Below are 397 nucleotides of genomic sequence, written 5' to 3'. Positions count from 1 at the left end.
AGCCTGTAGCTCTGCTACGGTGAGCTCAACGAAGTTAATCAGTAGTCAACTTTGGCTAAAATCACTGCGGAGTATTGAAAATAAAGAACACATTGTTTTATTATTTAACTGATCTTTCGCAGCATATATTTTTGTTTATATGACCAAAAATACGGTGAATAATTAAAGTTGCGTCAGCTGGATTCAGCCTTAGTTTGTTGCCGTTAAGAATCTGTGAAACGAAGCCGTAAAACCGAGGCTGCAGCTCTGCTGCGCCGAGCTCGTATATTTGAAAAAAAAATCAAGGTCTATGAAAAGTACAAAAAGATAAGTATTTTAAGAAAAGATATTAGCAGGGAATACACGAGCACTTTGAGCTTTCAACATCTTACCGATGATTCTCTGGCAGAGGTTTCGC

1 protein-coding gene is annotated in these 397 nt (G+C 38.0%); it reads left to right on the top strand.

Annotated elements, in window-relative coordinates; all coding sequences use genetic code 11:
• Window positions 1-213: 213 nt before the first annotated feature.
• On the top strand, window positions 214-397 hold a 184-nt coding region (locus Q0954_RS34575; RefSeq protein ID WP_299466808.1), incomplete at its 3' end, for a hypothetical protein.

Source organism: uncultured Microscilla sp., from assembly GCF_947493425.1.
Taxonomy (GTDB): domain Bacteria; phylum Bacteroidota; class Bacteroidia; order Cytophagales; family Microscillaceae; genus Microscilla.
This window is presented reverse-complemented; position numbering and strand designations above follow the sequence as displayed.